Consider the following 26,330-nt stretch of genomic DNA (forward strand, 5'->3'; position numbering starts at 1 on the left):
ACAGGTGAAATAAAGAGCTCCTAATAAAGCCTTTATTTATCATATGTTTATCTAAAATTTTCCGCATAAATTTACGTTATATCCATTTTGCTGATGCACAGTCAGGCTTTCGTTATCAGGCAAAACGGCAATGAAATAATGGCAATATTTTCTCAAAAACAAGTGCAAAATCTGCTGCAAAAAGGCGTGACCCGGTTATGGCAAGACCAAACGGGCAGCCTTATGCCCATAGTTGCGGCAAGCATGCTAACACTAACTGGCGCGGCTGGCCTCGCTATTGATGGCGGTCGCATGTTTCTGGTGAAAGATGTTCTTCAAAAATCGCTCGACAGCGCGGGGCTTGCAGCAGGCCACGCCATGGAAGTTGAAAATATGGAAAGTGATGCGCACCAGTTTTTCGACACCAACATTCGCGGCATTGAAAACATTGTTAATTCAAGCGAAATGCGCATTAGCTTCAGTAACAATAATAAGCTGATCACCCTTTATGCCGAGGCAAAAGTCAGCGCCTCTTTTGTATCCCTGTTTGGATACGATGAAATTACCGTAACTGCCAGCACAGAGATTGCCCGTGAAACACGTGGTATGGAACTAGTGCTGGTGATGGATAACACAGGCTCTATGCGTGGCAGTAAAATAACTGCCATGAAAGACGCAGCAGAATCGCTCGTGGAATATGTATACGGTGATAATGAAACATCGCCAAACCTGTGGGTAGGGCTTGTGCCCTATGTCGCTGTTGTCAATATTGGCACAGACCACGATAGCTGGCTCACCTCTGCCGACCAAGACAAGCTTGATACAGGCCATTATGCACCCACTGACTGGAAGGGCTGCGTTATGGCGCGCACTGACGGCGAGGATGAAACAGATACTGTGCCGTCAGACAAGCCTTTTAGCCTGTATTTTTGGCCTGACAGTGTAGACAACGATTGGATTGAGGACGACGGCGACTATGACCTTGATGAAACCAATAATGCACAAAATAATGGCCGAGGCCCTAATCTTGGCTGTGGCCCGGCTATCACGTCCCTGGTTGCTGAAAAAAGCACTGTTATTGATGCCATAGATGAAATGCTACCTTGGCACCGGGGCGGCACCACCAGCAACCTAGGGCTTGTTTGGGCATGGCGTGTACTATCGCCAGCATGGCAGGGCTTATGGGGCGGCGATACCCCCGCAACACTGCCACTGCCCTATGATGCCCCTTATATGGATAAGGTTGTTGTGGTTCTCACTGATGGCCAAAACCAGTTTTATGACTGGCCTGATCACGGCCCAACAGGAACCGGCCCTTTTGGCTCTGATTTTACCGGATACGACAGATTAAATACCTTTGGCTACAGCACCTTGGGTGCAGCTCAAACAGAAATAGACAGCCGGTTTTCCAACGTCTGTACGTCGATGAAAACAGAAGGCATCATTATTTATTCCATCACTTTTGGATCAACGCCAAACTCCACAACGCAGGCGCTCTACCGTGGTTGCGCCTCTAACCCAGCCTATTATTTTCATGCGCCGTCCAACGCTGAATTGGAAACAGCCTTTGAAGAAATTGGCCGTCAGCTTTCCAACCTCAGACTGTCGAAATAGCGGAAGGAAAGTGTATGGGTTGGTTCAATAGAAAACTGCACCGCATAAAACGGAATGAGCAAGGTAGTGTGCTTATTGAAACTGCCTTAGGTCTTCCCATTTTGCTCATCACCATTATCGGCGTACTGGAAGTTGCCAACATGCTGTTTGTTTCTATTGCTGTTGAAAATGCAGTTTTAAGGGCATCGCGTTTTGGCATCACCGGCAGTAACGGCGAAGCCGTAAGCAGGATTGATCAGGTGCGAACTATCATTGAAGAAAACACTTTTGGCCGAGTAAATATGGATACGGTCGATATTCAAACCCTTGTATATGACCAATTCTCGGATATCGGCGAGCCTGAGCCTTATGAGGACGACAATGACAGCGGCACGTGGGATGAAGGCGAAGCTTATACCGATGTAAACGGTAACGGCGCGTGGGATGCTGATATGGGTACCGAGGGCCTTGGCGGCGCTGGCGATATTGTCTTATACCGGATCAACTATGCAGCAAACAGCTTATCTGGCCTTACTGACTGGGCTGGTAAGTCTGTCAATGTTTCCTCAACTGTGGCAGTGCGCAATGAACCCTATTAAAAAAATCATGCCGCGCCTAAGGCATAATAAAGAAGGCTCTGTTCTGGTTGAAATTGCCCTATCAATTCCAATTTTTCTGGGGCTACTTACAGGCATGGTTGAAGTGGGTAGTTACCTGTTGCTGCACATGAAAATGCAGCATACCGTTGTGGCAATAGCAGACCTTGTTACCCGCGATGAAACCATCAACGAAGCCACCATGACTGATATTTTTCAGGCGGTCCCACAAGTGATGGCGCCCTATAATAAAAGCGCAGATACGCTGATGATGGTATCGTCCATTAGTCAGCTTGAAGATGAACAACCAACCATTTTCTGGCAGCGCAGCGGCGGCGGCACCCTAAGTGCCGCAAGCGGATACGGCGAAGAAGGCGATACCGCCACCCTGCCCGCAGACATAACCATGAGGGATGATGAAACCGTGCTGGTGACTGAAATATTCTACCGGTACGAACCGCTGGTTTTTAGGTTTTTACCAAACCAAACCCTAAAGCGTACAGCCTTTTTCAGGCCGCGCATTGGCGCACTTCAACAAATTGATGAAGATTAAAACCAGCGTTTAACCCTAAGAAAGACAACACTTCCCACAATAAGAACTATCAAAACACCAAGAAATATATCAAAAGCAAGGGGGTCTTCGGACCCCGGTATACCAGCAAGATTCACACCGAGAAGCCCGGTTAAAAAACCAAGTGGCAAGAAGATAATTGATACAATAGACAGAATATACATGCGCTGATTAAGCTGGTCTGCCAGCATGGTTGTTAGTTCCTCGTGCAATATCTGGCAGCGCTCGCGGATTGCATCCAGATTTTCCACAAATCGGGTTAAATGGTCAAACGCATCGAGGAACAAAAACTGATCGCGGCTTTCAAGCCAGCCAAGCGTAATACCCTTGAGACGCAGTAACACCTCGCGCTGCGGCGCAATATAACGCCGGAACATTGTGGCTTCTTTTCTGCTTGCCGTTATATCGTGCCGTAAGGCGCTTTCTGGGTTATCCAGTGTTTTTTCTTCCAATGAAAAAACCGTGTCTTCAAGCTCCATCAAAACCGGATCAAGACGTTCAATGATACGCAGATTAATAGCCGCCACAACAGCACCTGAACCAACCAAGCCGTTATCCGCTGTACCAAGCTGTTTTTGAACATCTTCAAGAGCGCGAATACGCTGACGCTGTACTGTAATAACCCGCTTTTCATCTGCCCATATGCGCACAGACGCCATATCGTAAGCCTCTTTACCGGCATTCAGGTTTGCAGCCCTCAAGATCAGCAAAAGCCCAGCGCCGTAATTTTCAAGGCGCGGGCGGGTTTCCTCTGCTGTCATCGCGCGGATTGCAGCCTTTGGCACATCAGGCAGCAATTTCGAAAGCCACTGCTTGCAATCAGCATGGGTTACATCAAGCCTAACCCAGCCAGACCAATCTGCCTGCGCTTGCAAGCCTGCAGCATCTACCCCGTCAAAAGATAGCTTGGCTCCATCAAAAGATAGCGCAGAAAAAACACCATTCGCTGTCATGATTTTGGCTCCTTCCCTTTTTGTGTCTTAGTTGCAGAAGGTAATGACACGTCATATTCTTGTGGCAAAGACTTCACATAAACATCCTGCTGCGGAAAGGGAATAACAATACCGTGCTCGTCAAACTTGCGCGCAATGGTAAAAAGCACATCGCTGCGCACCTGCTTACGGCCTTGTGTCACGTCGTCCACCCAGAAGTATAGGGTGAAATTTACTGAGCTTGCCGCAAAGTCTTCCAGAAAGCATAAAGGCTCATGCGCCTTGCTACACAGCGAATGTTCTATCGCAGAAGCGAGAATAAGATCGCGTGCCAGCTCGTAATTGCTGCCATACGCGACGCCTATTGCAATATCTACCCGGCCAGAAGGGTTAGAAAATGTCCAGTTCACCACCCGGCTCGTGATAAAATCTTCGTTCGGGATCATGATTTCACGGCTATCGAATGTTTCCAACAATGTATAACGGCCACCGGTGCGCCTTATAAAGCCTGCAGTGTTATCATCCAGTTCAATAAGGTCACCGACTTCAACCGATTTTTCAAACAGCAAAATAAGCCCGCTGATAAAATTAGAGGCAATTTTCTGCAAACCAAAACCAAGACCAATGCCTATAGCACCACTTAAAAAAGCAAAGGCTGTCAGGTTTACCCCGAGTGTATTCAGCGCCGTTAAGGTCAGCAGACTATAAATAACAATCTGAAAAATCTTGGTCGCCAGCATCCGGTTACTGATTTTTAAACTGGTTATACGCGCAAGGTAAGCGTCAAAACTGCTGGTAATGAAAGCTGAAAGCCAAAAAAACATCAGGATCACAAAAAGCGATCGCAGTACAACGTAAGGCGAAATCGTAAAGCCTTCCATTTTCACTGTTAGTTTTGGTGATTCCAGCACTTCTCTGGCTGGGTCCAAATACCCTGCTTCTGCAATCCAGAACAAAGCTGCCAATAATAGAAAAAGTACAAGATGAGAAACAAGGCCCTTTGGGCTAATCAGTCTTAGCATAAAGTGGTTAAAGCCACGTGCCATATGGTGTCTGCCTCACTAGTATATGTGTAACCCTGACCTTATCGTTATCGGCGCGGGCAGGCAATACAGAATGCCAGCAACTCCCTGTTACATACGGCACGATAGGATATTAAAGCACTTGAATAGACTATCTCGCCAAGAATCAGCTCTTAGCTACCTTAAACGATTCGTAGTTTTCACAGGTTTTAAGGGTCACATTTCTTAATATTTATGTTCATTCCACGGTCATCTTTTGCTTTCAGAACCACTCACCGAAAATAAATTATGTTTTTTTTGGCTCTACTCTTGCGCCAATAGCAACTAAAACGATTATACGCCACAACCAACTGAAAATTTAAATCCTGCATTTTCAATAGCTTTCAAATTTAATTAAAAACCAATATAAATTATACCAAATTTTTATTATAAGTAACTGATTTAAAAAGGTTTTTTTAGTTTCTCGTTAACTTTTTATTTAGGGATAAAAGACTATAAATGGTCTATCGGAACTTGGCAGCTGGAGAAAACATTATGTTTAAGATGCTATCTAAACTACGTCGCAGTGAAGAAGGCGCTACAGCCATTGAATATGGTTTAATCGCCGCGCTCGTTGCTATCGCCCTCATCACGGCACTTGGTGCACTGGGCGATTCACTTGGAACAATATTTGGTGATGTTTCTGACACACTAGATACCAATGTGGATGGAACTGATATCGGTTCTTAGTAGAGCTAGACTTACTTAATTTCGCGTAAGTGAAAAACAAAAGGTTGCCGGGGGGGCTAACTGTCCGGCGACCTTTTTTTTACGGCCAAACACAATTCGGAAAATCAGGTAAAGTAGAATACGGCGGGACGAAAATGCTTACCCTTGATGTTATAAAAACAGGCACTTTTCTGTTAATCGCAAGCCTTTTGGTGATTGCGGCTTATACAGATATCAAAGAACGGCGGATTTCAAACCGCCTCTCTATTGGTATTTGCCTGGCATTTGGTATGCTTTCCTCCCTGCAGATACAGGCAGGAATATCTCTTATGGAAGCCTTCATCTATCCTGTGGCAGCAGGATTTGTAGTTTCCCTTGTTTGTACAGGGCTTTTTGCCCTTGGCTTAATGGGCGGCGGCGACGTGAAGCTACTAGCTTCTATGGCCCTTGTCGCGGGTCCCTTTATGAGCCTGTCCTTTATTCTCTATACTGCCCTGTTTGGCGGCGTTGTTGCACTCGTAACACTTGTGCACGCCAGAATTTCAGGCAGCCCTGACACAGCTAAGGTACCCTACGGTGTTGCAATCTCTGCGGCGGGCCTGTGGGTATGCCTTGAGCGCTTTTCCGACATAACTGTGTAGGCAGCTAAACACATCGCATCGTTTATGAAGCAAACGGCGGGATGTGAGACATATCAGGTTGCGAACAGGAGGGGCACATGAACCCCAGAAATTTGATCTTTATTGTACTTGCTGTAGCGGGCGCTGCACTTGTTGTGCTGCTGACACGGTCGTTTTTGTCTAGCGCACAGCAAGAAGCTCTGACAGCGCAAAGCCAGACACCCCGAACCCATGCTATAAAGATACTGGTAGCCAAGCGCGATCTTAGTGCTGGAACGATCGTAACGCAGGAAGATTTTATCTGGCAGCCATGGCCTGAAAACGGCCTGAGTGATGCCTACTACCGCGCGGGTACAGACAAACAGGAAATCCTCACCAACAAGGTTGTACGCACACCTCTTACCAAAGGCCAGCCTTTCACCCGCAGCTCAGTAGTAGCGCAAGGTGAGCGCGGCTTTCTCGCCGCCATTTTAACAGAAGGCATGCGCGCCGTGACAGTAAAGCTTTCCCCCACAAGCGGGATTGGCGGGTTTATATTTCCCGGTGACAGGGTCGATGTGATTTTAACCCATGAAATGGATATATCACGCACTGAAAAATACCAGATCGCAGAAACTGTATTCCAGAACGTGCGAGTACTCGCCGTTGACCAGAAAAGCACATCAGATGATCAGGCAAAAATCGCAAAAACAGCCACCCTCGAAGTCACCCCAAAAATGGCAGAAAAAATGGCCATGATGGACAAAATAGGCGAATTGTCGCTTAGTCTCAGATCACTTGCGAACTCAGGTGACGGCCTGACTTCAGACCCCCTAAGTCCACCTGTCAGTGTTACAACAACACATACGATGGGCAGTGATATCAGCCGCTTTGTACCCTCAATGGACATGGACACGAGCAAAACCTCCATTCGGGTAGCCCGCGGTAGTGAAGCAAGCATTGTCGATATTGGCGGCAATAAAATCTCTGCAAATGCTTATGTGCAGCAAGGAGACAATCCATGATACGCACTATCACGTCCCGCATAACACCCTGTGTTAACCGTATCTGCGTACCTCTTCTGATTGCAGCGATCGCGTTTTTGCCAATCAGCAGCAGTGTATATGCCGACACACTCGGCGCAGTATCAGGGGCTGAACTTATGAACCCTGGCTCTGATAACCTGTTTGTGGAAATAAACAAAGGCACGCTCATCAGGCTCGATAGCCCGGCAACCGAGGTTTTCATAGCCAATCCCGAAATTGCGGACGTGCAAGTGAAATCAAACCGGGTGGTGTATATATTTGGCAAGGCACAGGGCGAAACCACCTTTTATGCTCTGGACCAAAATGACAAAACCATTTTCAGCAGCACTGTACAGGTTACCCGTAACCTAACTGCGCTTAAGTCTGCCTTTAGCAGGCTTTTACCGGGCACAGCTATTGAAGCAACAACGGCAGGCCACCTGATTATTCTACAAGGTAATGTGGGTTCCCCCGCTGAAGCTGCAACTGCGGAACAGCTTGCCCGCCGTGTACTTGCAACCGATGCCATAATGAACAATCTTAATATCACACAGCCCACGCAGGTAAACCTTCGGGTTCGTATCGCCGAAGTATCACGTTCTGTAATCAAGCAGCTTGGTTTTAGCTGGGAAGGTTTCAAAACAGGGTCTAATTTTGGCTTTGGCATTGCCACAGGCCGCGATGTATCGAACCTGATTGCAGACCCGATCACAGGTCTTCCCCTTGAAGTATTTCAGCGGGCGACTGAAGGTGGTGCCTTGTTCGGTGAGATCATGTCGGGGTCGCTTGATTTGAACTATGCGATCGATGCTCTTGATCAGGAAGGCTTTATCAAAGTGCTTGCTGAGCCAAACCTGACAGCCCTTACAGGCCAAGAAGCTAACTTTTTAGCAGGCGGCGAATTTCCTATCCCGATCCCCAGTAGGGACGGTATTGCCATTGAATACCGCGAATTTGGCGTAAAGCTTGATTTCACACCAACTGTTATGAATTCTGGCCGTATCTCCATGCACGTGCGCCCAGAAGTAAGTGACCTTTCATCCGCTGGTGCTATCAGGATTGAAGGGATCAGCATTCCCTCAATCAGCACGCGGCGGGCTGATACCACCGTAGAGCTTGGTAGTGGTCAATCTTTTGCGATCGCGGGGCTTATTCAAAACAATGTCGTTCAGGATGACAGCAAATACCCCATTCTCGGAGACATTCCGATACTGGGCGCTTTGTTCAAATCAGAAAAATTCCGCCGTGAAGAAACCGAACTATTGATTGTTGTGACGCCGTACCTGGTGCGCCCTGTTTCTGACAGACAGCTTGTTTTACCAACCGATAATTTTGTTGCGCCCTCAGACTTTGACCGCTTCATAAAGGGTAAGCGCTGGGAACCAAACCCCAAGCCAGCAGCCATCAGGCTAGATCAGGAAACCGGACCATCGCTTAAAAACCGCGCTGGCTTCCAGCTGGACTAGAAAGGATTATCCTATGGTACATCTTGGAAATATACTGAAAGTCGCGGCTGTTGGTTTGGCCCTTATCCCCGTCACCGCCTGCCAGCATACCAGTGTTGGCACACCCAGCCCTTTTGAGCAGGAAATGCGCAACACTGTGCAAATGGTGCGCCTGCCCTATAGTGTGGCAGTTGAAGAAGATGCCACAACCGGCCTTTCCCCTAAAACGGAAAGGGAGATCGCCAGCTTTCTCGCTAGTGTGCAAGCCGGGTACGGGGATGTTGTCTTGCTTGACGGGCCATCAACCTCACCCCACAGGATAACCGCGATTGCTGATTTCATAAAAGCACGAGGGCTGGCGTTTGCTGGCACTGCCACGATGGGACCCGCACCAGAAACCGGGGTGGTTATACTGTATGTTGAAAGATACCGGGTAATTACCCCTGATTGCGGCGGGTGGGAAGCAGAAGTAAGCAACCAACAGCGCAATAATGATAGTGCTAACCTAGGCTGTGCAAACACAACCAACCTTGGCCTCATGGTCGCAAACCCGCGCGATCTTGTATCTGGGGCAAGCACTGGAAACTCAACCACCTCTGCCGTTGGGGCTATTTACAACCCAGCACCACAAACATCAGGGCCTACCATGACTCTTTCGCTTGACGGCATGGGCGCGCTTGCTGGTGGCACCGCGGCGGTAAGCGGCAGCAAATAAGGAAACAGATCATGGAACTGGCAGCACAAAAACTGAACCGTGAAGTATTTGCCGCCTATGTCTGCGACGAGGCAGCCGCAGAAGCACTAAAGGGCGCTGTATCAGAGCGGGGCTGGGCACCGGGCATGGTATTTTCAGGTGGCATTGCAGGCGCTGTACGTGCCCTTGGTGCCATGCCATGCCCTAGCTTCCTTATTGTTGACATATCACAGTCTCTCGACCCAAGAGCCGACGTACAGTCACTTGCAGATGTCTGCGATGAAGGTACTGTGGTATTAACAATTGGCGACGTTAACGACGTGGTACTATACCGCGACCTTTTGAACGCAGGTGTCCATGACTATCTCTTGAAGCCACTGAATACTATGGCCATGCGTGACGCGCTGCAGTCAGCAGAACATGCCCTTATGACGCCAGACGAACCCGATACACTTCCCGTAAACGGCGAGAGCCGCACAGCGCTGATTGTTGGCATAAGGGGTGGTATAGGGGCCAGCACACTGGCATCAAACATTGCGTGGCTGAAAGCTACATCTGGCCAGCCAACGGCACTTCTTGATCTTGACCTGTATTTTGGCACATCCGCAATGATGTTTGACCTTGAACCGGGCCGAGGCCTTGCTGACGCACTGGAAAACCCAAGCAGGGTTGACGGTCTGTTTCTGGAGCGTGCCGTTGTTAAGCCGCATAAAAACCTTGCCATCCTGTGCACTGAAGCACCGGTTGGTGGCATTGTCCCGCCCACAGGGGATGCTTTAGCCCAGCTTGTTGAAGCCATGTCGGAAAATTTCCAGAATGTTGTCGTTGACCTGCCCCGGCAATTGCTTGGCGACAACCCGGCAGTGCTGGAGGCCGCAACGGATATTATTCTGGTAACAGATTATTCCCTGGCTTCAGCCCGCGATTGTATCCGTATGAAATCCTTTATTAAAAACGCGGCCCCTAATGCCCGCTGCTTCATTGTGGCAAACAAGCTGGGTTCAAGCCCTGCTGAAGTTGACGAAAAAGACTTTGAAAACTCAATCGAACATAACCTTGATGCAAAGATTATGTTTGACAGTAAAGCAGCCGTTCTTGCCGCACAAAAAGGCAAGGTAATCTGTGACGGTGCCGAGAGCAGCAAACTGGCAAGCAGCATTAAGGCGCTCAATAGCCTTCTTCAAGACACTGAAGAAGAAAGCGAAGCCGTAAAACGCTCATGGCTTGGCAAAGTTTTAAAAAAGTAATCCGGTTTTCAGTACATATGAACAGATAGCAAGTGAAAGATATGAAACCACAGGCATTTGGGAAAAAACGGCAAGGTCTAAAGCCAGCAGGCGGTAATTTCGGGCGGGCGTCCTTTACATCGTTCCCTGCAACTGAAAGCGCACAATCTAGCCCTGTTTATCCAGTGAATGACACCGGTGCGGTCTCACAGCCACACGATGCACCACGACCCGTAGGCCTTGCTATTAACGGTGTGTTTCAGGCGGCTGTGCCTGACGAAAGCATGGCTATTGCCCTAAGCTTGGAAACCCTGCCCACTGCCGCAACAGAGCTACTGGCAACCATTTTCACGGCCGATGAACTACGCATGTCAACCAAGGCGGAAGTAGAGCACAAGATACTGTCAATGGTTACAAAGCTGGCCACTGAACATGGCCTTACCCTAAAAGGTGCTGAACAAAAAACTTTACTAGCAGAGCTTTTGGCTGCTGCGCAGGAAACCATCGGCCAGATTGGCGATCATGACCCAATTGCCAAAACAAGCAAAGATAAACAGGACAATAAAAAAGCCCTGTTTGATGCTAAAAACCGTATCCAAAATATGTTAATGGAGCATATTGACCCGGCGGCCGCTGCGGAGCTACCCCGCCCTGAGCTTGCTGAGCAGGTCGGCGAAGTTGTCGGCGAACTGCTTGTGCAGGAAAAAATAAACCTGAACCTTAAAGAGCAGCGCGATCTAGTTTCCCTGCTGCTTGATGACATGCTCGGCCTAGGGCCACTTGAGCCGCTCCTCGCTGACGAATCCATTTCAGATATAATGGTGAACGGACCCACACAGGTTTATGTGGAGCAGCACGGCAAGTTGACGCTTACCGATGTTACATTCCGTAACAACCAGCACCTGATGAATGTGGCACAGCGTATTGTAACGGCTGTAGGCCGGCGGGTTGATGAAACATCCCCCATATGCGATGCCCGCCTGCTTGATGGTAGCCGTGTGAATGTTATCGCGCCGCCGCTTGCAATTGACGGCGCATCAATCTCGATCAGGAAATTCAAGAAAGACAAAATAACACTTGATAAAATGCTTGAGTTTAAAAGCATTTCTCCGCCGCTTGGGAAGCTACTGAAAATAGCTGGCGCATGCCGCCTGAATATTCTTATTTCCGGGGGGACAGGCTCTGGTAAAACCACCATGCTGAATGCTCTTTCCCGTATGGTTGATAAGGGTGAACGGGTTGTCACTATTGAAGACGCTGCCGAATTGCAACTACAGCAGCCGCACGTAGTACGGCTTGAAACCCGCCCACCAAACCTTGAAGGGCAAGGTGAAATAACCATGCGCGACCTTGTTAAAAACGCACTTAGGATGCGGCCAGACCGTATCATTCTGGGCGAAATCAGGGGCGGTGAAGCCATTGATATGTTGCAGGCAATGAACACGGGGCATGATGGTTCTATGGGCACATTGCACGCAAACCGCCCGCGCGAAGCCCTAACGAGGCTTGAAAATATGGTGAATATGGCAGGGCTGCACTTGCCCCCAAAAGCGATCCGCGAACAGATTGCCTCATCGCTTGATCTCATCGTTCAGGTTCAACGGATGCGCGACGGTGGCCGCCGCACCACGCATGTAACAGAAGTGGTTGGCATGGAAGGTGATGTCATTACCACACAAGACCTGTTCAAATATGAATTTACGGGTGAAGACGAAAGTGGCCGCCTGATCGGTGATTTTGTTTCAACCGGCGTGAGACCACACTTTCTAACAAAAGCCGCCTATTTTGGGCTTGAACGCGCTCTTATGGAAGCAATGAACGGATAGGGTGATGCAAAGCAGTAATCTTGAAATTATCCTTCTTGGTAGTGGGCTTGTAGGCATTGTGCTGTTGATGGCCGTTACTTTTTTAACGCGCGCCCTTAACAGCACCAGAAAGCAAACCCGCACCCGGCTGGATAAATTCCGCACGCGCTTTGGTGAACGCACCCGCATGAAGGGTGATCATGCTCGCTCGATCCGGCTTAACCAGCAACAAACTGGTCTTGCTGGCCATATTGCCAGCCTGCTTCCAAAGCGCGACCAGATACAAAAGCGTATTGCCAAGGCGGGCCTCAGCACACCGTTATCCCGCTATGCAACAATCTCTGGCCTGCTCGCACTTTTTAGTGCCCTTACAATCTGGCTTATGGGTGCGCCTTTTGTGCTTTCCGTACTGCTGGGTATTACTGTTGGGGCAGGCCTTCCGCATATGGTTATTTCAAACCGGATAAAATCGCGTACCACACGCTTTACGCAGCAATTCCCGGAAGCAATGGACCTTATGGTGCGCGGGCTAAAATCGGGCTTACCCGTGAATGAATGTATTACAAATGTGGCTAAAGAACTACCGGCACCAACAGGTGTTGAGTTTCAAAAAATAACAGACGCCATGCGCCTTGGAAAACAGCTTGAGGAAGCCCTTTGGGAAACTGCCGACAGGCTTGATACCCCTGATTTCAAGTTTTTTGTTATTTCCCTTGTAGTACAGCGCGAAACCGGCGGCAATCTGGGCGAAACACTTGGCAACCTTTCCAACATCCTGCGCCAAAGGCAGGCGATGAAATTAAAGATCAAAGCTTTATCGTCAGAGGCAAAAGCAAGCGCATGGATTGTGGGCGCCCTGCCGTTCATTATGCTCGGGCTTATTATGACGATGAACTATGACTATGGCATCGTTCTTTTTACCCACCCAAAGGCGATTATTGCAGGCATTGGTGCCCTTTTGTGGATGGCGATCGGCATGGTGATAATGGCTAAAATGATCCGGTTCGAGGTGTAGGCAATGCATGAAATTGAAAAAATATTGGGCATTTCAACTGTTGACCTGCTGTCAATTATAACAGGCCTTTCTGCTTTTCTTGTTATGTTTGCTGTGTATCAAACAGCCCTCGTGCGTGACCCCATGAAAAGCAGGATAAAAAACCTGCAAGAACGGCGTGAAGCTCTCAAGGCAGGGCTTATCAGCACCGGAAAACGCAAATCCCCGGTAAAAAAGATGGATAATGTGAGTATTCTCCGGTCCATCGCCAACAAATTTAAACTACTGCAAACCGAGCAGACCAAGAAAATTTCGTCTTCCCTTGTGCAAGCTGGTTTCAGGTCTGGCGATTCCGTTGTTGTCTATCAGGTAACGCGTCTCGTGCTGCCACTGGTTATGGGGCTTGTCGGTATCATTCTATTTTATGGCATGGGGGTTATGCCCGGCTATAAAAACTTCCACCCGATCTTTGCCATTGGATTTGTGCTGCTCGGTCTAAAACTGCCCGATATTTATATTATGAATGCCAAACAAAAACGCACAGACCTAATACGCAAAGGCCTGCCTGATGCACTTGACCTACTTGTAGTGTGCGCGGAAGCTGGCCTTACACTCGATAGCGCCCTGAACCGTGTCGCAAAAGAGCTGGGGCGGGCCTACCCTGAGCTTTCAGATGAGTTTTCCCTGACAGCCATTGAACTAGGGTTTCTGCCCGAACGCAGGCAGGCCTTGATCAACCTTTCTGAGCGCGTTGACCTCCCGGCCCTCAGGGGTGTGGTAACCACACTGGTGCAAAGTGAAAAATACGGTACACCCCTGGCCACATCACTAAGGGTTTTATCAGCTGAGTTCAGGAACGAACGCCTGATGAAGGCTGAAGAAAAAGCCGCACGCTTGCCAGCCACCCTCACGGTGCCGCTTATTCTGTTTATCCTGCCAACGCTGTTTGTTGTTCTGCTTGGCCCCGCTGCCTGTAAAGTAGTTGATGACTTTATCAGCAAGCACTGATTTTCAGAGTGATATAAGTTCGTCTCTCACGGCAAATACACACCGTTGCAAATGCAATGATTTTAGCATATTGTTTATCGCAGAGTGTGAAAACACACCTTAAAATCATTACAGCGATGGAGGGCATAATGCTGCGCAAGTTTTATATACTATTGGTTTCAATACCCCTTGTATTACTATCCTTTACTGCAAAGGCAGAGATTGCCAGTGCAGAAACTATAACAAAAGCTGCTACCGAATTACTAGACAGGGAGTTTCCTGCAGACGCACCCGGTATTGCAGTGCTGGTTGCACAAGGTGACAAAGTTTTATTCAGTGGGGCCCGCGGCCTTGCAAATGTGGAACTTGGCATTCCAGTGGCACCAGATAATGTGTTTCGTATTGGCTCAGTAACCAAACAATTTGCCGCTACAGCCCTATTAAAGCTGGTTCAAGAAGGCAAGGCAAAGCTCGATGATCCGCTGAGCAAATATCTGCCAGAATATCCAAATGGTGACGACATAACGCTGGTACATCTCCTGAACCATACTTCCGGTGTTAACAGCTATACAGGTATCGAGAATTATTTTACCGATGGGCGCATCCAAAAAGACCTGTCAACAGAACAAATGATTGATGTATTTAAAGACTTGCCTGTTGATTTTGCACCCGGTGAAAAGTTTGCCTATAACAATTCGGGGTATGTCCTTGTAGGTGCCGTGATCGAGGCTATTACAGGCCGCCCTTGGTATGACTATATCGAAAAGGAATTGCTCGTTCCAAATGGCATTCTACGCACACAGTTCGGCTCGAACACACGGCTTATACACGGCGCAGTAAGTGGTTATGAGTATAACAATGGTGTTATAAAACCGGCCACATACCTCAGCATGACACAGCCCCACGCTGCCGGCGCACTAACATCTAACGTTTATGATTTGATGCTCTGGAATCGCACGGTACATACCGGTAAGATTCTTGATCCAGAAATGTACAAACGTTTCATTACGCCAGAAGGTGTGGCAGCTGATGTAAATTATGCATTTGCTGTAACAGACGGCGACATCCGTGGTCATAAGTCTATACAGCACGGCGGCGGCATCAACGGTTTCATCACCTACCTGCTTTATATCCCTGACGAAGAAATCACAGTGGCAGCTATCCAGAATTCCACAGGCACACTGATGAGGAGCGAAAGGGTAGCTAAAGAGCTAGCGTCAGTTGCTGTGGCTGACCCAATGCCTACAGGCACACCGGTTACACGTTCAAATGATGAACTGAAAAAATATGTGGGTACTTATGCAAATGAAGAGGGTGCAGTGGTAACACTGAAACTCGAAGGTGACACCCTTATCTGCACAACAGACCAAGGGCCACGTGGATACCCACAAACACAACCTCTGAAGCCACTAAGCGACGGCACATTTGAAGTTGGCATGAACAGTTACTGGCTTTCGTTCAGTGATGGCAAAAAAGGTGTAAGCACTTTAAAAACCGTCTTTATGGACACAAGCAAAGGCGGCACATTCAAGCGCAAATAACACCTTGCAGCAAAGAAAAGTATAAAGCCTGGTTTGAGTATAATCGAATCAGGCTTTTTCCTTTAAAACACCAGTATGTATAAGAGCCTGCAATAATATAGCCCGTCTAAAACTGTGGACTGTGCAGAGCAAAAAACGCTTTTTTTTAAAGGTTTTCACCAATTATAATCAGAGAATCATTGACCTTTAGATGAATTTCTGGTCTTTTAGGGGGTGCGAGAGGATACAGCCTTGCTGTGTCCGCTCCATATTGTGACGGCGCCTTGCGCTGTCACTCTATCCTCGCTGTCGTGACTCGGGCCGGGTATTTACCCGGCCACTTTTTTGTTATCAAACCAAAAGATCACTCTTTATAATACCTGTAAGAGACATTTCTATGAATGTTGGTTACACAAAACCAGTTGGTGGGCTGAACACTTTTGCAGAGCAGCGTTTCCATATACATTGCACACAGCATGAAAAAGGCTCTGACCAAGCTACCTGTAAGGGGGGATACAGTGCAGCAAACGCCAGAGCCTCAAGTCACCGCTAAATACTCAGTACAAAATATTGACCTTTAGCGGCGGAGACAAAAATGCCTGCCTGTGAAACACGCAGGGCTTTATTTCATCAGTTGTTGTCTGTTGCCTAATATGCAGAAAAAGGTATAATCGATCCAATGGATTGATTGTTTAACTGTGATCGGATTTATCAATGAGCTTTCCTCCTACCCTAAAGCAGCTCAGGTATCTTTCAGCGCTTCATAAAACCATGCATTTTGGTAAAGCGGCGGATGTTTGCCATGTAACCCAGTCCACCCTTTCAGCAGGACTACAGGAACTGGAAAGTTTACTCGGCGCCCAGCTAGTAGAACGCACAAAACGCAGTGTTATGTTTACAGCCCTTGGTGAAGAGGTGGTGCATCGCGCCCTTAAAATTTTAAATGATGTCGATGACCTGACCGACATGGCTGCCGCCGCAAAAGACCCCCTGCGCGGTATTGTGCGTATGGGTATTATCCCCACGATTGCACCCTATCTACTACCCAAAATAATGCCCGCCCTGCAGCGGGAACTACCTGCGCTTGAACTACAGCTACGAGAAGATAAATCTGCCGACCTGTGCGACCAGATGCGTATCGGCGAGCTGGATATTTTATTATACGCCCTGCCTTTTGCTTGCGGTGACGCAGAAGAAATGCCGCTGTTTCATGATGGTTTTGTTGCGGCTTACCCCAAAGGCATGATCCAGAAAAAAACTATTACAACGGCAGAACTGGACAGCAGCCGCCTGATGCTTTTGGAAGAAGGCCACTGCCTGCGCGATCATGCGCTTGATGCTTGCCGGCTTATGGGGAACAAGGCACGGCGGGAACTATCAGGCACCAGCTTGCCAACCATTGTGCAAATGGTGGCGGCAGGCCACGGCACCACACTGTTACCACAAATGGCGGTAGACGCAGGGCTTACAAACGGGGTCAATGTAGACATACTACCTTTCAGCGATATAAACCCCACCCGCACCATTGGCCTTGCTTGGCGGCACACAAACCCGCGTGCTGTAACCTTCCGTAAACTTGGCGATGTGATTAAAGCTGCCTGCACCCATGAAGCCGTAGCCGCCTAAAAAAACACCACCCCAACAAGGGTGGTGCAAGTGCTTAGGGAGGATAATTGTCTTTACGCAGCCATAGCTTTTTTCACACGGGCTGCATAATCAGGGTCTGCCGCTGCAAACTGCGCCAACATACGCTCCTGCACCGTTTTTTCTGCCATTTTCAAACCACCGCCAATATTACCAGCAAGCTGGTTTTTCTGGTCATCCGACATAATGCGGAACAGGTCACCTGCCTGTGTGAAGTTATCTTCATCACTGCTATCGTGGTAGCCAACCCATGCATTTTCTGCGAGCGGCATTGGTGGTTCTGCAATTGCAGGATTTGGTACTGGTGCACCTTCTTTTGCCCGGTCGTTAGGGTAAAAGTTTACACCTGAACCCTGATTAGCAGCACGGCCCGTCACCGGGCACACCCCCATGCCTGCCATCGCACCGTCACGTTCATAGTGGTGCACAGGGCACTTAGGCGCATTCACCGGCAACTGGTGGTGGTTTGTGCCTACCCGGTAGCGGTGTGCATCAGGGTATGCAAACAGGCGTGCCTGTAGCATTTTGTCAGGCGATGCCCCCACACCTGGCACAAGGTTGCTAGGGCTAAAGGTTGCTTGTTCGGTTTCCGCAAAATAATTATCAACATTGCGGTTCAACACAAGCTTGCCAATTTCTTGCAAAGGAAAGTCTTTGTGAGACCATACTTTGGTCAGGTCAAACGGGTTCACTTTATAGGTTTTAGCCTCAGCTTCTGTCATAACCTGAATTTTCACGGTCCAGCTTGGAAACACGCCGTTATCGATCGCATCAACAAGGTCTTGCTGCGCGCCAAATGCTGGCAGGCCTTCTGTCTCACTTGCGCGCAGGGTCTTAATGCCCTGATCGGTTTTAAGGTGAAACTTAACCCACACGCGAGTACCGTCGGAATTCCAGAAACTCAGGGTGTGCGAACCAAAACCATCCATATGCCTGTAGCTTGCAGGAATACCCCGGTCTGACATCAGAATAGTCATCTGGTGCAGGCTCTGCGGGTGGTTTGCCCAAAACTCAAACATGCGCGCCGGGTCTGGCGTGTTGGTACGTGGGTCTTTCTTCTGGCTATGAATAAAATCCGGGAACTTTGAGGGGTCACGCAAGAAAAACACCGGCGTGTTATTACCCACAAGGTCAAAGTTGCCTTCATTTGTATAGAATTTTACAGCAAAGCCACGCGGGTCACGGGCATAATCACTGCTGTCCTGCCCACCGCCCACGGTTGAAAAGCGCACAAACACGTCCGTTTCTTTGCCCGCACCCTGCAAGAAGCTGGCAATCGTCAGGTCGCTTAGGTCTTTTGTAAGGGTAAAGCGTCCATAAGCACCAGTACCACGGGCATGCACAACACGCTCAGGAATCCGCTCACGGTTAAAGTGCGCCAGTTTTTCCATCAAACGCCAGTTTTCAAAAGTGAGAGAGCCGCGCGGACCAGCAGAAATACTGTTATTGTCGTCTGCTATGGGGGCACCATTTTCACTTGTTAAAACTTTTGTGTCTTCAGCCATGGTTAAATCCTTTCGAGTTGAAGAACCTTATCTGCATGAAGCTTACATGCCTCTATTAAATCTATCCAATTGATTATATTTTATTCTTAAATCGATTTTATAGATTAAAGGTCATATAAGCACAGTCATAACGATAAGCATTTGACATCATGCGTGTTTATGAAATTATTCACTCTGGATGCACCAAATGCAAGGGTGCCAAATAGCCTTGGGGGCAATGTGAACACTGTACCGAACACATCCACAATAAAAGCAGGGACGCATAACAAACGCCTGAAAGCGGCCCTTACGGCGCTAGAGCAGCAGGCAGCAGCAGCACGGTCTGATATAGAGCTAACCTGCGCCATTGCCGCACTGGAGGCATTTCCTACCCCCGTTGCCTATGATAACAGCCTTGCACGTACCATTGCGACCTGTGTTTCCGCCGCACTTGTTGTAACAGCAGCCATTTTGCAGGGTCTTGCATACCCGCCTGAATACGCAATTGCTGCAATCTGCGGCGCCCTTCTGCCTTGGGCTGTGTACTGGATCCTTGTATCGGGTCGTAAAAACAGCCTTGAAAGCCTTTCCCGTACCATTGCCTACAAAAGCAGCTTGTTTGACTACGGCCTAAAAGAACAGCGCCTGCACCCTACAGGCAAGGCCCGCGAGCTTGGCGGCGAATTTCCGCTTTTCAGACAAGGCAACCACAGCCGCGAGGTGCGCCTGATGCTGTCTGGCACACAGGAAGGCACAGATCATAGCTTTGCCTATGACTATTTCCATTTTCACTATGTCAACAAACGCACAGAAACCTACACAACAACTGACAGCAAGGGCCGTACCCGCGTACGCACCCGCACCGTCTATGACCATTTTGACAGATATGGTTTTATCACGGATTTCCCGTACGCAAAAGACATTCACATTGCAGAAGGCGGCCTTGGATTTTTCACCTCTGGCTATAAAACCAGCTCCGTTAGTTTCAACAAGCGGTTTGGGGTGGAGGCCACAAGTGACATGGTCGCCGCCAAATTCCTAACACCCAAGATAATACAGGAAATAGAAGCTGCCGGAGAGGCTTTGCTAGAAATGGACCTCTACTTTGGCAAACACGGCAAGCTATGCTTTTCTTACGGGAACAACAGCACATTTGCAACTATTCCCGCAGCACAGCTAACAGACCCAAAAGCTTTTAAAGAGGTTATCAGCGGCCATAATAGCCAGCATGGGCTGGATAGCGCCCTCACTTTTCTGCACACATTAATGAAATACTCTGATAATAATTTTGATATAGTCCACAAAACACAGCCAGAGGGTGTACAGTAATGGAAACAGTTTATATTTTGCCCGGGATTGTCATTCTCCTTATCATCATCGGGATCATCATTAACAATGGTATCATTTCCCGCAAGAACATGGTGGTGCGGTCGTGGGCTGATGTCATTACCTATGAGCGGCAGAAAAACGAAACCCTGCCAGCGCTTGAAGCCCAAGCAAAAGACTATAAAGAGCATGAAGCCAGTCTGCTGACTGCGGTCACGGAGCTACGCTCGGCGCTTGCAAAAGCCTCCACCCAAGATGTGAACACAAGTGATCTGGCGGCAATTGAAGCAAGCACCACAAAACTGATGTCAGGCTTTAATATTGCGGTTGAAGCCTACCCTGACCTGAAGCAGGCTAATGTCACCATGGCTTTGATGCGCGAGATCAGCGAACTGCAAGATAATATCGCAGCAGGGATCAGCATTTTTAACAGCAATGTTGAAGCCTTTAATACGGGTGTTGAAATTTTCCCAAACAGCCTCGTGAATAGCATGTTTGCGCGGCAAACCCCTTACCGGCCATTTTATAATGAAGCGGCAGCCAGTTCGCTCGGGTTTACCCCGTCACAGGAGTAGCCATGCAGCTGCTGAAGGGTAAATCACTTATTGCTGTTTGCGGAGGTCTTACCCTTCTCTATACCGCATTTGCTTGTGTGATGGCAGGTGGTTATCTCGCAGGCCTTCCCTATGTGATGAAACCTACAGCGCATTTTGCTTTTGCCTTGTTTTTTATGGCATTCACCGCCAGCAGCTTTCACACACTTGTGCCGGGACGCTATAGCCGCTGGGCTATCCGAAACCGACGCTATATTGGCCTATCGTTCGCGGCGGTGCATTTTATTCACCTTTTTCTGGTGCTCTCGAACATTACACTTACCGATGAAAGCAGGCCTTTGACGCTGCTGGTGGGTGGCGGGTTGGCTTACCTGTTTATCGTCCTGATGGCCGCCACATCAAACAACTGGTCTGTACAGAAAATGGGGGCAAAAAACTGGCGCAGATTGCACCGTACAGGTAGTTGGTATATCTGGCTTATTTTTATTTACGGCGCGCCCAGTGTTCTGGACGGCAACTATATGCGTGTATGGATTACACTATTCTGCTTTATTGCCCTTGGGCTTCGCATTGCTGCATATTGCAAAAAGAAAACTGCCAAAACCTAATGTGCCAAAAGCACTAAAAAAGTATTTTTCATGTCAGCACCATCTGCGCCTAACCGGTCATAGTGGATTAATATATCAGCTTTACCGTCTGCGTTTATATCAGCTGCCGTTACAAATTTATTGTTTTTAGGCAGTGTTATATCCATTTTTTTATCTGACCTGTCGAACAGATCGTCATCGTCTGGCATATTGCTATATAGCTGTAGCTCTGTCTGCTTTTTAGACAGTAGCAAATCCCTGAAGCCATCACCTGTTATATCAGCCAGTTCCACCACCGGGATAGTGCTCTGGCCGGAAGACAGATCAACAGCGACCGATATTTTCTTTCTATAGTCTGCCTTTTCAGAAAAGGTGCCGTCTGGGTGCTGCGCAAAAAAATGTACGTGCACACCCGCCGAACCAGACAAAAGAATACTGATAATTTTACCAAGACCAATATCTACAGCGCCTGTGGCAAAGTCTGGCCTGCCATCGCCGGTAAAGTCTTCATAGCGCGTACCTGCCGCAAACCCTTCCAGTTTAATGGTGCTATCTGCCTCTGGCCTGAAAGCCAGCATCCCCTTTGTTTCGAACCCGTAATGAAAAGAAAAGCCTGTCGTTCTGTTAAACAGCCCTTCGGCACTGTCCGTTTCTGTCACAATATCAAGTACACCATCGGCATTAATGTCTGTCACTGCCGTGATGATTGTCTCCGTCAGACTGCGCTGATCTGCGTAGCGCTCAACCGATTTAAGCTGCTCGGCAAAACTGTTACCAATAATCTTGATATCAATTGGATAAACCACCCCTGCGCTATCAAAGCCACCACCTACCTTCTGATGGAAAGCCACAAAGCTATTATCTTTTAGGAACACTATATCGGTTAACCCGTCAAAATTGGCATCCGCCGATAGAGCCGGAAACTGGGTATAGCGCGGCGTGGCACTATAGGGCGGGAAAGTAACATATTGGTCTTCAGCCCTGTTCATGCGCAGTTCAACGGGCATATCAAGCCATATCTCGCTCTTGAACAGGCCAGTACCGTCATTAACAAACAGATGATACCCTTCAAAATCAGGGATCAAAATATCGGCCAAACCGTCCCCTGAAAAATCACGGGCAAAATCCACCGCTTCAAAAACAGGGGTACCCGAATGACGATATATGGAAGGTGATGTTACCAGCCGCTTGAAGGCCTTACTCGCAACATCATAAACCATAACACCCACATTATCGAACACCAGAAGGCTATCTTGCTCGGCACGCATAAGCGGCGCAAAATCAAAGAACAAACCACTTTCTGGCATCTCCACCTGAAGGGCAGGCTCCGGCGTCACACTGCCACCCGCAACCTTATAAAAAGAAAACAAATGGGCGCCGTCTGCCCCGTCGCCGCGTGCCATAATAGCAGGTGTTTTTGCTGCAAAAAAATTGACAGCTTTAAGCGCACGAATGCTATGCTCTGCCTTTACTGTTTGCACACTGAAAGGCGCATCACCCGCCTGTGCGGCGGGTAAAAACGCAAAAAAAAGCACCCCAAACTTTAGCCAGTTATTACACCTACCGATTTTCATATTATTACGCCTCGCCGCCATGACCTGCACTTTTGTGCAACTCTACCGTGACACCAAGGCAGGAATTTGACCAGCCCAATACCGAAAAAAGCACGTATTGGCAAACCCGTCACATCAGCATAGGCTTGTATTCCTATTGTGACATAAAGGGGAAGGGATATGGAACAATCAATTCTAACACCAGTGCTGGTGCTTGTTTGCTGGACGCTGGTTTTATGGGTCTGGCTCTATGCGACACGTCTTCCAGCCATGAAAGCTGCTGGTGTCGACTTTACCAAGCCAGCAGAAGCGAAAGCCAAAATGGAAACGCTGCCCGCAAAGGCGGTCAATGTAGCAAACAACTATAACCACCTGCATGAACAGCCGGTTATTTTTTATGCCCTGATATTTTACATTCATTTATCCGGCGCTGTAACAAGCCTTGATATACAGCTTGCGTGGGCCTATGTGGGCCTGAGGGTGCTGCATTCCCTTATACAATGTACCAATAATATGGTTATACGCAGGTTTATGGTTTTTGTGTTGGCGTCAATCTGCCTGTTTGCCCTTGCTGTTCGAGCAGTTGCCGCACTTTAAACCCTATAAATAGGCTGGGGAACTCTATTAAAAAGGCCGGTATTAACCGGCCTTTTTGTTTAGTTGATAAATAACTGTTAGTGTTTCAGCGCCGGTGAACGCGGAATATCTATATACCGGTCCCGCAGTTTTGTTTGGCGAGAAACAAGAGGTATGTCGCTGCCTTTGATAAACACCGCATCCGGGCTTGACATAACCTCAAGGGGGTCACCGTCCCACACCACAACGTCAGCGTCCATACCGGGGGCCAACGTGCCGTACGTGCTTGCAATACCATATATCTGTGCAGGGTTTACTGTTAGCGCATCAACCGCTGCATCCCACGGCAAGCCCATAGCGACTGCGTTACCTGCATGCTGTACGACAAGTCTGCTGTTATGGCTATCTGGCCCTGTGAACGCAATTTTAACACCAGCCGCATTAAGCCGGGCTGCATTCTCCCCTGTTGAAGCCAATTCATCAAAGCGGCTTGGCAGGTTCTGTACCGGATCAAGCACCACAGGAATGTCGGCACGTGCCAGTTCCTCCGCCACCATCCATGCTTCGCGGCCACCATCTACAATAACCTGAACGCCGTATTCGTTTTTAAAGCGAATGACATTCTGGATATCAGACGCACGGTGCACCGTAATCATCAATGGTGTTTTACCCGCCAGAACAGCAGATAAAATTTCCTCTGACGGGCTTAGCTTTACCTCATCATCATCTTTTTTCTTGCTGGTTTTTACGGTTTTTTCTTTCACGGCATCTAGTTTTGCCATAAAGGCTGCCCACATGGCTGACCTGCTGCCCCCAGTTGAACCGGCTGCATCTTCGTCCAGATCAATCCCCACAATGGCAGGGTCTTTTACAATCATATCGCCAGTACCAAGCTGAACAATAGCGCCCGTTCCGCGCCAATTATCCTTGGTGCCAGAAAAACGTGTTAGCGCACGAGTCACCCCTTCTATCCGGGTGTTTGCAATAATAGTATTCGCAGGATTGAAACTATAGGCAACATCAAGGTTAATCGTGTCTTCTGCCTTTGAGGCCGTTGCATCATCGTTATCGCCCCAACCACCAATTTCGCCAAGGCCGATAGTACTGTCAGCAACCATAAAGCCTACGGTTACCCATTTACCTTTGGCATCAACCGTGCGGTAACCTGCGGGTACGCTTGCGCCAGATACAACAGAGATAATTCTGCCATCTGATATAAGCACGGTCGCATTATCAACCTTACCCTTGCCACCTTCTGTAAAGGCTGTACCGCCCGTGATGGCAATATCCTCTGCATATCCTGCTGTTGCAAAAACTGAAAGTGACGCAAGGATAAGTGCTTTCATAAGAGGTCTCATTTCACATCTCCTTCACCCACATGGCCCAATTCAAAATCAGAAACGGGCGGTGTCTCCGTACGGTCGTAAACAATCGCACCATCAACAAACGTGAGATCTGCTTTTGCATAAACACTAAACGGGTCAGTTGACCAAACCACGACATCTGCATCCTTACCGGCTTCAAGGCTACCTGTAAGTTGGTCAATGCCCAGTGACTTGGCCGGGTTAAGGGAAAGCCATTGCCATGCTTCTGCTTTCGAGATCTCAACACCAGCTTTGCGACCATCTGCAAGCGCCTTTGCCGCTTCCTGATTAAGGCGTTGGATACCCAGTTCGCTATCAGAATGCACAATGGCACAGGCACCAGCCTTGTGCACAAAGGGAATATTTTCGCGAATAGCGTCGTTGGCTTCCATTTTAAAGCCGTACCAGTCGGCCCACATGGCAGAACACACACCCTTTGCTGCAAGTTTATCTGCAATCTTGTAACTTTCAACAGCATGGTGGAAGGCAGAAATTTTGTAACCAAATTCTGACATCACATCCATCATCACCACCATTTCATCCGCGCGGTAACAGTGCATATGAACCAGAATATCACCTTTTAAAACGCCAGCTAGCGTTTCAAGGCGCAGGTTACGCGTTGGCGGCACAGCATCTATGCCCGCTTTATAGTCACGCTCATACTTATCCCATCCTTGCTGGTATGCCTGAGCATCTGCCCAGCCCTGCCTGTAGCCATGTACGTTACCCATGCGGGTAGAAGGCCGCGCCAATACGTTATTCTCGCCACTGCCATAAACACGTTTTGGGTTTTCACCGCACGCCATTTTCATCCCGTAAGGCGCACCTGGAAATTTCATATCCTGCACACTGCGCCCTGGCACATTCTTAACAGTAACAGATCGCCCGCCCACAAGGTTCGCTGATCCGGGTAAAATTTGCATTGATGTAACACCGCCAGCAAGCGCACGGCCAAAACCGGGGTCTTGCGGCCATACCGAATGTTCAGCCCACACACCCGCCGTAATAGGCTCACCCACTTCGTTACCATCAGAATGCGATCCGGTACCTGGGCTCGCATAAACGCCCAAATGACTGTGTGCATCAATAATACCCGGTGTTACATAGCGGCCGGTTCCATCAATCACCACCGCGCCTTCAGGCGGTGTTATAACTTCTGCAACCTCAACAATTTTACCGCCCTGCATCAGTACAGAACCGCCCTCCATAAAACCGCCGACACCATCATATATATTGGCGTTCACAATAACGGTAATGTCGCTTTCAAGCGGTATATATGTTGATGGAAACGGGTCTTTATCAATATCAACAAAGTCAGCCTGTTCCCCCATGTCAAACTTACAGGCAGCAAGCAGTACTCCCATCAAGGCAACTGTGCATGCAGCACGCACCCTGTTCTTATATATATTTTTCATATTTTCTTTCCCTACGTCGTTAAAACACGCGCTGTAGTGCCGCGTATTTTACTAGGGAAAGCCTATCAAGGGAAAAACATGCTGTCACGTAGAACAGACAGAAAAACAAAAACACTATGGTTTTTGGCCGA

The 26,330-nt window shown here is 48.5% G+C and carries 24 protein-coding genes; 18 read left to right on the top strand and 6 right to left on the bottom strand.

From position 1 onward, the window contains the following. The first annotated feature begins 138 nt into the window (after positions 1 to 138). From ICL80_RS16530 to ICL80_RS16540, 3 genes are read left to right on the top strand one after another with little or no spacing between them, the layout of a single operon-like run. Positions 139 to 1,593: a pilus assembly protein gene (locus ICL80_RS16530; RefSeq protein ID WP_194213827.1), complete on the top strand. Its 1,455-nt coding sequence runs from the start codon at positions 139 to 141 to the stop codon at positions 1,591 to 1,593. Between the two features lie 14 nt (positions 1,594 to 1,607). Continuing rightward, positions 1,608 to 2,171 (top strand): TadE/TadG family type IV pilus assembly protein, encoded by a 564-nt coding sequence (locus ICL80_RS16535; protein WP_194213828.1) that lies wholly within the window; start codon positions 1,608 to 1,610, stop codon positions 2,169 to 2,171. After that, a complete protein-coding gene (locus ICL80_RS16540; protein WP_194213829.1) occupies positions 2,158 to 2,721 on the top strand; it encodes a TadE/TadG family type IV pilus assembly protein in 564 nt (187 codons plus the stop codon). Before ICL80_RS16535 ends, ICL80_RS16540 begins: the two co-directional genes overlap by 14 nt. Here ICL80_RS16540 and ICL80_RS16545 read toward each other — a convergent pair. Continuing rightward, positions 2,718 to 3,692 (bottom strand): zinc transporter ZntB, encoded by a 975-nt coding sequence (locus ICL80_RS16545; protein WP_194213830.1) that lies wholly within the window; start codon positions 3,690 to 3,692, stop codon positions 2,718 to 2,720. The two genes, ICL80_RS16540 and ICL80_RS16545, sit on opposite strands and share 4 nt — an antisense overlap. Beyond that, positions 3,689 to 4,717, bottom strand: coding sequence for a mechanosensitive ion channel family protein (locus ICL80_RS16550; protein WP_194213831.1), 1,029 nt, complete (start codon positions 4,715 to 4,717; stop codon positions 3,689 to 3,691). Before ICL80_RS16550 ends, ICL80_RS16545 begins: the two co-directional genes overlap by 4 nt. Before the next feature lie 510 nt (positions 4,718 to 5,227). Between ICL80_RS16550 and ICL80_RS16555 the strand changes: the two genes are divergently transcribed. From ICL80_RS16555 to ICL80_RS16605, 11 genes are all read left to right on the top strand, one after another. Continuing rightward, complete coding sequence (locus tag ICL80_RS16555; RefSeq protein ID WP_194213832.1) at positions 5,228 to 5,422, top strand: Flp family type IVb pilin; 195 nt, start codon at positions 5,228 to 5,230, stop codon at positions 5,420 to 5,422. 134 nt (positions 5,423 to 5,556) lie between these two features. After that, positions 5,557 to 6,042: an A24 family peptidase gene (locus ICL80_RS16560; RefSeq protein WP_194213833.1), complete on the top strand. Its 486-nt coding sequence runs from the start codon at positions 5,557 to 5,559 to the stop codon at positions 6,040 to 6,042. Positions 6,043 to 6,119: 77 nt separating this feature from the next. Next, positions 6,120 to 7,025: a Flp pilus assembly protein CpaB gene (gene cpaB / locus ICL80_RS16565; protein ID WP_194213834.1), complete on the top strand. Its 906-nt coding sequence runs from the start codon at positions 6,120 to 6,122 to the stop codon at positions 7,023 to 7,025. Next, a complete protein-coding gene (locus ICL80_RS16570; protein WP_194213835.1) occupies positions 7,022 to 8,491 on the top strand; it encodes a type II and III secretion system protein family protein in 1,470 nt (489 codons plus the stop codon). Before cpaB ends, ICL80_RS16570 begins: the two co-directional genes overlap by 4 nt. 13 nt (positions 8,492 to 8,504) lie before the next feature. Beyond that, positions 8,505 to 9,185, top strand: coding sequence for a CpaD family pilus assembly lipoprotein (locus ICL80_RS16575; protein ID WP_194213836.1), 681 nt, complete (start codon positions 8,505 to 8,507; stop codon positions 9,183 to 9,185). Between the two features lie 11 nt (positions 9,186 to 9,196). Then, a complete protein-coding gene (locus tag ICL80_RS16580) occupies positions 9,197 to 10,411 on the top strand; it encodes an AAA family ATPase (protein ID WP_194213837.1) in 1,215 nt (404 codons plus the stop codon). A 263-nt stretch (positions 10,412 to 10,674) separates the two neighbouring features. Continuing rightward, complete coding sequence (locus tag ICL80_RS16585; RefSeq protein WP_380083276.1) at positions 10,675 to 12,216, top strand: CpaF family protein; 1,542 nt, start codon at positions 10,675 to 10,677, stop codon at positions 12,214 to 12,216. Positions 12,217 to 12,220: 4 nt separating this feature from the next. Further along, positions 12,221 to 13,210: a type II secretion system F family protein gene (locus ICL80_RS16590; RefSeq protein ID WP_194213839.1), complete on the top strand. Its 990-nt coding sequence runs from the start codon at positions 12,221 to 12,223 to the stop codon at positions 13,208 to 13,210. Positions 13,211 to 13,213: 3 nt separating this feature from the next. Continuing rightward, the gene (locus tag ICL80_RS16595) at positions 13,214 to 14,197 is read left to right on the top strand and encodes a type II secretion system F family protein (protein ID WP_194213840.1); all 984 of its coding nucleotides are present in this window, start codon (positions 13,214 to 13,216) and stop codon (positions 14,195 to 14,197) included. A gap of 128 nt (positions 14,198 to 14,325) precedes the next feature. Continuing rightward, positions 14,326 to 15,717 (top strand): serine hydrolase, encoded by a 1,392-nt coding sequence (locus ICL80_RS16600; RefSeq protein ID WP_194213841.1) that lies wholly within the window; start codon positions 14,326 to 14,328, stop codon positions 15,715 to 15,717. A 693-nt stretch (positions 15,718 to 16,410) separates the two neighbouring features. Further along, positions 16,411 to 17,322: a hydrogen peroxide-inducible genes activator gene (locus tag ICL80_RS16605; RefSeq protein ID WP_194213842.1), complete on the top strand. Its 912-nt coding sequence runs from the start codon at positions 16,411 to 16,413 to the stop codon at positions 17,320 to 17,322. Between the two features lie 53 nt (positions 17,323 to 17,375). Here the strand turns inward: ICL80_RS16605 and ICL80_RS16610 are convergent, their stop codons facing one another. Continuing rightward, the gene (locus tag ICL80_RS16610; protein ID WP_194213843.1) at positions 17,376 to 18,845 is read right to left on the bottom strand and encodes a catalase; all 1,470 of its coding nucleotides are present in this window, start codon (positions 18,843 to 18,845) and stop codon (positions 17,376 to 17,378) included. Between the two features lie 159 nt (positions 18,846 to 19,004). Here ICL80_RS16610 and ICL80_RS16615 point away from each other — a divergent pair, with 159 nt between their 5' ends. The 3 genes from ICL80_RS16615 to ICL80_RS16625 are packed head-to-tail and all read left to right on the top strand — an operon-like array spanning position 19,005 to position 21,312. Next, positions 19,005 to 20,153, top strand: coding sequence for a hypothetical protein (locus ICL80_RS16615; protein WP_194213844.1), 1,149 nt, complete (start codon positions 19,005 to 19,007; stop codon positions 20,151 to 20,153). Continuing rightward, positions 20,153 to 20,725: a LemA family protein gene (locus ICL80_RS16620; protein ID WP_194213845.1), complete on the top strand. Its 573-nt coding sequence runs from the start codon at positions 20,153 to 20,155 to the stop codon at positions 20,723 to 20,725. Before ICL80_RS16615 ends, ICL80_RS16620 begins: the two co-directional genes overlap by 1 nt. A gap of 2 nt (positions 20,726 to 20,727) precedes the next feature. After that, positions 20,728 to 21,312 (top strand): cytochrome b family protein, encoded by a 585-nt coding sequence (locus tag ICL80_RS16625; RefSeq protein WP_194213846.1) that lies wholly within the window; start codon positions 20,728 to 20,730, stop codon positions 21,310 to 21,312. Here ICL80_RS16625 and ICL80_RS16630 read toward each other — a convergent pair. Beyond that, complete coding sequence (locus tag ICL80_RS16630) at positions 21,309 to 22,865, bottom strand: FG-GAP repeat domain-containing protein (protein WP_194213847.1); 1,557 nt, start codon at positions 22,863 to 22,865, stop codon at positions 21,309 to 21,311. The genes ICL80_RS16625 and ICL80_RS16630 overlap by 4 nt on opposite strands. A gap of 159 nt (positions 22,866 to 23,024) precedes the next feature. Between ICL80_RS16630 and ICL80_RS16635 the strand changes: the two genes are divergently transcribed. Then, positions 23,025 to 23,441 (top strand): MAPEG family protein, encoded by a 417-nt coding sequence (locus ICL80_RS16635; protein WP_194213848.1) that lies wholly within the window; start codon positions 23,025 to 23,027, stop codon positions 23,439 to 23,441. Positions 23,442 to 23,518: 77 nt separating this feature from the next. Here the strand turns inward: ICL80_RS16635 and ICL80_RS16640 are convergent, their stop codons facing one another. Both ICL80_RS16640 and ICL80_RS16645 read right to left on the bottom strand, forming a co-directional pair. Beyond that, positions 23,519 to 24,778 carry an amidohydrolase family protein gene (locus tag ICL80_RS16640; RefSeq protein WP_194213849.1) on the bottom strand — a complete coding sequence of 420 codons (1,260 nt, stop codon included), beginning with the start codon at positions 24,776 to 24,778 and terminating at the stop codon, positions 23,519 to 23,521. After that, on the bottom strand, positions 24,775 to 26,199 hold the full coding sequence (locus ICL80_RS16645) for an amidohydrolase (RefSeq protein WP_194213850.1): 1,425 nt from the start codon (positions 26,197 to 26,199) through the stop codon (positions 24,775 to 24,777). The genes ICL80_RS16640 and ICL80_RS16645 overlap by 4 nt, the downstream gene beginning before the upstream one ends. Positions 26,200 to 26,330: the final 131 nt, after the last annotated feature.

This window comes from Kordiimonas pumila (genome assembly GCF_015240255.1).
Classification (GTDB): domain Bacteria; phylum Pseudomonadota; class Alphaproteobacteria; order Sphingomonadales; family Kordiimonadaceae; genus Kordiimonas; species Kordiimonas pumila.